Genomic DNA, 6,000 nt, shown 5'->3' on the forward strand with positions numbered 1-6,000 from the left:
TTAGGTGAATGCCTTCACCGCCAGCTGCATCCGTTTCGTCACGTGCTTTTCATCGGAAGTGGGGCCGGTAGCGGCACCGATAAACTCCTCACTGGATCGGAGTTCCGCGACACCCTTAATAATGCTTCCCAGAGTCACGGTTCCTTCGGAGAGTCCGGTCATAACCCCGATGAACAATGCATCCGACCAAGAGTTGTTTGTCTGGTTAGATTGCAATTTCAATGCACTCCGCTTAGTTGGCCCCTTGCCCATTTCCTGTACATTGTTGATTAATCTCGCAGCGTCAGTGAATAGGGCTGCAGCTTCGGATACTTCTTTAGATAGACCTGCCTCCATAAAATCATTTAAGAAGTTTTTTAGCGGTCTGGAGTAGTGCTTCCAGTCAAGGTACATCGCCAGGATTCTCGTCACGAGTTCGTGGTCGCGGAGTCTCGGGCTTCGGGGCCCGTACAGGGACCGCCAGTTGGGATCAGAATTTAGAATTTCAATATAATCAACTAATTTACCGGGGTAGGAAGCAATTCTAATTTCGTGAGCGGTAAGTTGCGTCCCGCCGGCATTGAGGCGCTCAAAGATTTGGTAAATCGCACGGTGATCAACCTCGCTAGAGCCGGTCGATAGAACGATTGCCTGGATGAGGGCATTGTCCAGCTTCCTGCGCAAACGAGTGTTAAGGTCTTGGTATGTTCGGCCCCGGAACTCTTCGGACACGTTTGCAAGCAGAAATCTACGCCCAGCAAAGGTTTTTCCGGAATAAAATTGTTGAAGGGTGAGTAGTCGCTGTTGGCCGTCCAGCACCAGCAGTGCCTCATCTGCTTGTTTGACTAAGAAAATATTGGGAATTGGATATCCGAGCAAGATCGATTCAATAAATCGATCTTGCTGTGTCTTCTTCCATACGAATCCGCGCTGGAAACCTTCCGTTTCGATATCGTCACGGTTGTTGCCAAATCGTGGAATAAGGATGTCGCCCCGGTTGAGGCGTCCGACTAGGCCATGGACATCGAAGTCTTGTCCAGAATAGTTAACCTCGACTGGGGTATCGATTGGGTTGTCAAACTCTCGTTTCTCATCATCATAAAGTTCGGAGGATTCACTTTGCCGAGTACTCATAATCTAAGGATATTGACTTTCTTATAGGGCTTTTGATAGTTCCATGCTCCCCCATTCTAGCTTACGGTCGTGAACACTGTTTCACACGGAAGTGAAGCGGCCTGGGCTATGGTCCTGCAAAAAATAGGAAACCGTGACCCGCGCATCTTTTCAGTAATGGTAGGGCGGTGTGTGATGTGTCATAGCTTTGCTCACGGTACTGGGCGTCATCTCGGGCCTCCCTGTAGGGCTTGAAGTGTGGGTTCGTGGATGATTGGATAATGCCGAAACCCATTTCCCCCAGACACTCCCAAGATCATCGACTTTAATCCGCACGACCCTAAGTCCCCGTCCATCACCGAGTTCTGCAAGGCACTGAAGGTCTCTACCTATAGTTTTTACAACATGCGTAACCGGGCTGAGCAAGAAGGCGCTGCCGCACTTCACCCACTTCCGCCAGTGCCCAAAAATCCCCGCCGGGTCTTTGGCGAAGACACCACCCGAATCCTTCTTTCTATTCGTTCCAGGCTCAAAGACTCCGGCTGGGACTATGGGCCAATGTCGATCTGGTTTGCTGGCATTGAAAGCGGCGAAAATACAACCCCCCGGCGCCATCGGTGTCGACAATCGCGCGGCTGCTACGCCACGCAGGCGGAAGTAGAGTCCAATCCCCGCAAGCGCCCGAAATCTTCCTACCTGCGCTTCCAGCGCGGCAAAACCATGGAACTATGGCAGCTAGATGGCCTGAAATACCGCCTTTACGTTCAACAGCGCACGGCTATTACCATCTACCAGCTCATCAACGACGCCACACGCAAGGACATAGGAACCGCCGCCTACGTCACCAACGAAAATAGCGCAGACGCCGTCGATGTGGTTGCCCGCGCTATTGCGCGCTACGGTGCCCCGAATGAACTGTTGACCGATAATGGGTCAGCGTTCAACCAGCTCAGGCAAGGAAGAATCGGGCCATTGGAGTCTTATGTGGCATCACAGGGCTGTAAACCAATTCCTGGGCGCCCCGGACACCCCCAGACGCAAGGCAAAAATGAGCGCAGTCACACCACGCTCGTCCGGTTCCTCGACGCCCATCGGCCCACCACCCTTGAGCAGACCGAAGAGCTTATCGCCACCTACCGCGAGCATTACAACACCCCGCGTCCGCATCAGGGCCTAGGAACGCCTCCTGCGACCCCTGAACAGGCCTGGGAACTCATGGAGTACGCCGAACCTCAGCCACCCCTAGATCCCTCCTATCTGGCAGCCGTAGTAGCTAAATACCGGCGTCAACGCCGCCAAGCGGTGACCACAGACCCTATCGTCAACACTGGCGAAAAGCCCGCGCTCAACAAAGGCCAGAAATATCGCCAAGAGCAAGCTGGACTTGACCAGGCCGCTAACTTCGCCGCTAATGGCGATGGCGGTGACAACACCGGTGAGGACCTGGCATACGCTGTGGAAATAACGCACCATAACCGTGCAGGTTTCTTCCGGGGGCGTCGCATCTCGGTTCCGCAAGATATTCGGGCAAGTACTAAATCCGCAACCTCACCGAAGATGAACTGACCTACTGGGATGCAGATAACGGAGAAATTATTATGAGTTTTCCGCTGCCACTAATCGGAATCAGCGACAGTCCGAGATAATTCAATTCCTACAACGTCAAAGGAGCCGGGCTCAAAGACCCATCAGCCCACTGGCAACGCAAACACGATGAAGCCGAGAAACGCTTCGCCGCCCAATCCACCGACCAAGAATCCGGTACCTAAGACCCCGCAGGATCTGCGAAAAGAGCTATGACATTGTTCGTGAGCTAGGATTACACACCAAAATCCTGGCCGTTCCATGTATACTAATTGAAAGTGCGTCTAGATCTCGACCCCATTGGGACCGGTTCCTGAATCAGTACGAAACACCGCCGAAAGTGTGGCCACGGTGTTACCAAAGACCCGACAACGGAAAGAATACAATGCCCTGGACTCCCGACGAGCAAAATCAGCTAACTGGATTTTCACGATATTCAAAAGAGCAATTTTCCAGGCTCGAACGTCAGCACAATATAATGGTTTTTGTTGGTAACGGATTCGACTTACAGATTCTTCAAAAATATGAATACCCTGCAGACCACCAGACGACTTATAGCGCATTCTATAAATATTTACAGACCAGAAATTTTGAACAATCAAACTGCATATTCAGTGCCATGCAACGAGAGTACGCAATAAGCCAGAGTGAGGATGGGCACGAGAATTGGAGCGACATCGAATACCATATTAGCAATTTAGTCAACTCAAATCATGTGGGGATGGATCAACTGCAGTCAGATTTACAGGCTGTACAGCAAGAGTTTGTAGAATTCTTGCAATCGATAATAACCCCAGATCTTCTCCAAAAACTCAGTTCTGACACTGAGGAACACGGTTGGAGCAGCCGTAGCTTATCCTCATTTCTAGGCGACATTACGGACCGTACTGACTTCACTTCTATGAAATTTCCCAGTTCCATAAATCATTATTATCTATTTAATTTTCAATTCATTAATTTTAACTATACCCCACTCTTAGACAACTACATTTTCCTTGATAAGAAACAATTTAATCCCCTAAAGAATAAGACCGTTGATACACACTTTCTCTTCCGCAACGATCCCCTAGGATATATACACCCCAACAACGTAGATGATATCGGATATTCCGGTTACATCTTAACTTCAGTAGTGCACCCTCACGGAGATTTTAATATCCCTCGGTCACTCCTATTGGGAATGGATGCGCCGAACAACTTCAAGGCTTATCGGGATCCTAGGCATAAGTTATCGAAGCCATACTGGGGGCGGAACAACGAACGGTTTGAAGCTAGCTTTAAGCAGGCTGATCTTTTTATCATATTTGGCTCATCTATCGGGAGCAGTGATGGCTGGTGGTGGCGCCACATAGCATCGGAACTCATCGATGCAGCTAAGGACGCACAGGCCGACGATCGAGCGAGGGAGTTTGAGCCTGAACTAATAATCTATCGCCGGACATGCGGGCCCAACGAAACCCCTGAGTCGACGGTCAAAGAGTTCTGCCGGGCGGCCGGCTACAATCCCGGCACTGAACCGGCAGAATACCTGGCGAGTCGCATTCACGTAGTTACCTACAACGACTTCACTCCAAGATTCTTCCTCAGTACCTCCAATTAGGTGACTACGGTCACGTGGTTGACGGGGAGTCACTAGGAAGGATTTTTCCCAGCTTCGGCCTGCACACCCTTTAGGATCCTGTCCGGAACTTGCGGGCAACCCCACTGAAGTGGCCTTTGGTTTGTTCCTAGCAATTTACCTTGGTTTCCATTATTTCAGGAAGCTGGTTTTGGCTGCAATATTCGGCCTCAACTTCCAGTGGAGTGCGGTAGCCCAGTGCCTCATGAAGACGAACTTCATTCCACCATGACACCCACTCAAACGTTGCAATCTCTACCTCAAATTCATCCTCCCATTCCTTATCATTAATAGCTTCATTTTTGTACGACCCGTTGACATTTTCGGCCATCGCATTGTCATAGGAATCTCCCACCGTCCCAGTGGAAGAAAGAACTCCATGCTTAGCCAAGGTATCTCCGTACACGACGCTGACATACTGACTACCGTGGTCAGCGTGGTGCACAAGCTGCGAAGTATCATCAGCATTAGCGAGAGCCTGCTTGAGCGCCTGCAACGGCAACTGCTCGGTGCTCATCGTCTTTGACGTGGCCCATCCGACAATCTTGCGGGAGAAAACATCAGTAACAAAAGCCGTGTACGCAAACCCTTTCCTCGTGCCCACGTAGGTAATATCTGCCACCCACAAACGATTGGGTGCATCCGCTGTGAACTCACGATTGACCAGGTCCAGGCGGGTATCCTCCCTGCGGGCAGGCCGTGTAGTTTTAGGTGATGAGCCTTTGCCTTTGCCACTAATGCCAGCTAGCCGCATCAGACGTGCAGTGCGATCACGGCCGATATCAATTCCTTCGCGGCGCAGCGCATGATACATTTTGCGGTACCCGTAGACACCATAATTTTCCTTATGGATCTTGAGCATCACTTCAATGATGGCCTTATCCTGCACAGCCCGGGCACTAGGCCCCCGTGACTTGTGCATCCGGTAGCCACGTGGGGTGATAAAACCGCCCTCATGGTGGTCATTCAACGTCTTACAGATGAACTCGACACAGAACTGATCACGGTAGGTGTCAATGAACCGAATCATTTCCGACGTTGCGGGTCGAGTTCCGACGCGAAAAAAGCTGACGCTAGTTTCAGCAGCTCATTGGTATCACGCAGCTGCTGATTCTCACGGCGAAGCCGCATATTTTCTTCAATCACGTCTTCCTCAGCACGCTGGACTGAACCATCACGCCGAGCCTGCTGAACCCACACCCTGGCAGTATGCCACGATATGTTCAACCGAGGGGCCACCGTCTTGCACGCATCCGCAACAGACTCACCCTCGGACAGTATCCGGTCCTCAATCAGACGAACCGCCCGATCCTTAAACTGCTGATCAAATTTCTTTGGCATAACCTACATTTTCCCTTCTATCCAACGGGAACAAAACTCAGCCCACTTCAGTCACGGGGGCCTAGTGCCCGGGCTGTGCAGGATAAGGCCATCATTGAAGTGATGCTCAAGATCTGGTGTGGGCTGGGATATTCGGACCGGTAAACTTGAGCGTGTGCCATAGTAGGCCTTGAAGACAAGGAGAATGGTCATATGAGGAAATTTAAGAAGCACACCCCGGAGCAGATTGTTGTGCGTCTGGAGAAGGCAAGCAAGCTTTCCGAAGCAGGAAAGACCAACGCAGAAATCTGCCGTGAGCTCCAGATCTCGGAGGCAACGTTGAGCCGCTGGCGTCGGGAGTACGGCACAATGTCGCGTGCCGCAGC

5 protein-coding genes are annotated in these 6,000 nt (G+C 51.1%); 3 read left to right on the plus strand and 2 right to left on the minus strand.

Annotated features, from left to right (window positions below):
- Complete coding sequence (locus F4V58_RS08505) at positions 1 to 1,113, minus strand: DUF262 domain-containing protein (RefSeq protein WP_075735091.1); 1,113 nt, start codon at positions 1,111 to 1,113, stop codon at positions 1 to 3.
- Between the two features lie 384 nt (positions 1,114 to 1,497).
- On the opposite strand from F4V58_RS08505, the gene F4V58_RS08510 reads away from it, so the two are divergent.
- Both F4V58_RS08510 and F4V58_RS08515 read left to right on the plus strand, forming a co-directional pair.
- Positions 1,498 to 2,658, plus strand: a complete 1,161-nt coding sequence (locus tag F4V58_RS08510; protein WP_245802975.1) for an integrase core domain-containing protein — start codon at positions 1,498 to 1,500, stop codon at positions 2,656 to 2,658.
- Positions 2,659 to 3,061: 403 nt separating this feature from the next.
- Positions 3,062 to 4,276: an AbiH family protein gene (locus tag F4V58_RS08515; RefSeq protein ID WP_075735093.1), complete on the plus strand. Its 1,215-nt coding sequence runs from the start codon at positions 3,062 to 3,064 to the stop codon at positions 4,274 to 4,276.
- Between the two features lie 127 nt (positions 4,277 to 4,403).
- Here F4V58_RS08515 and F4V58_RS08520 read toward each other — a convergent pair.
- A protein-coding gene (locus tag F4V58_RS08520) for an IS3 family transposase (RefSeq protein WP_169833283.1) occupies positions 4,404 to 5,635 on the minus strand; the annotation gives its coding sequence in 2 pieces (ribosomal slippage) (positions 4,404 to 5,350 and positions 5,350 to 5,635; 1,233 coding nt in all).
- A 192-nt stretch (positions 5,636 to 5,827) separates the two neighbouring features.
- On the opposite strand from F4V58_RS08520, the gene F4V58_RS13085 reads away from it, so the two are divergent.
- Positions 5,828 to 6,000, plus strand: a 173-nt coding sequence (locus tag F4V58_RS13085; protein WP_150385759.1) for a transposase, incomplete at its 3' end; no start/stop codon positions are given.

Origin of the sequence: Corynebacterium phocae, assembly GCF_008693075.1 — a bacterium.
Classification (GTDB): domain Bacteria; phylum Actinomycetota; class Actinomycetes; order Mycobacteriales; family Mycobacteriaceae; genus Corynebacterium; species Corynebacterium phocae.

Excerpts from the sequence above, each read along its gene's own strand:
- F4V58_RS08515 (WP_075735093.1), top strand. The coding sequence starts at position 3,062 with ATGCCCTGGACTCCCGACGAGCAAAATCAGCTAACTGGATTTTCACGA.
- F4V58_RS08510 (WP_245802975.1), top strand. The coding sequence starts at position 1,498 with ATGCGTAACCGGGCTGAGCAAGAAGGCGCTGCCGCACTTCACCCACTT.
- F4V58_RS08505 (WP_075735091.1), bottom strand. The coding sequence starts at position 1,113 with ATGAGTACTCGGCAAAGTGAATCCTCCGAACTTTATGATGATGAGAAA.